This is a genomic window from Staphylococcus simiae, from assembly GCF_002902085.1.
GTDB lineage: Bacteria > Bacillota > Bacilli > Staphylococcales > Staphylococcaceae > Staphylococcus > Staphylococcus simiae.
Genome location: NZ_PPQR01000148.1, coordinates 1 through 201 on the forward strand (window position 1 = coordinate 1; position 201 = coordinate 201).

At 39.8% G+C, this 201-nt stretch carries 1 rRNA gene; it reads left to right on the plus strand.

Annotated elements, in window-relative coordinates:
* Window positions 1–112: 112 nt before the first annotated feature.
* Window positions 113–201: ribosomal RNA gene (locus tag CD113_RS12405) — 23S ribosomal RNA — on the plus strand; the annotation flags it as partial.

Below are 201 nucleotides of genomic sequence, written 5' to 3' on the forward strand. Positions count from 1 at the left end.
GCAAAACCGAGTGAATAAAGAGTTTTAAATAAGCTTGAATTCATAAGAAATAATCGCTAGTGTTCGAAAGAACACTCACAAGATTAATAACGCGTTTCCTAACGGAAACATAGATTAAGTTATTAAGGGCGCACGGTGGATGCCTTGGCACTAGAAGCCGATGAAGGACGTTACTAACGACGATATGCTTTGGGTAGCTGT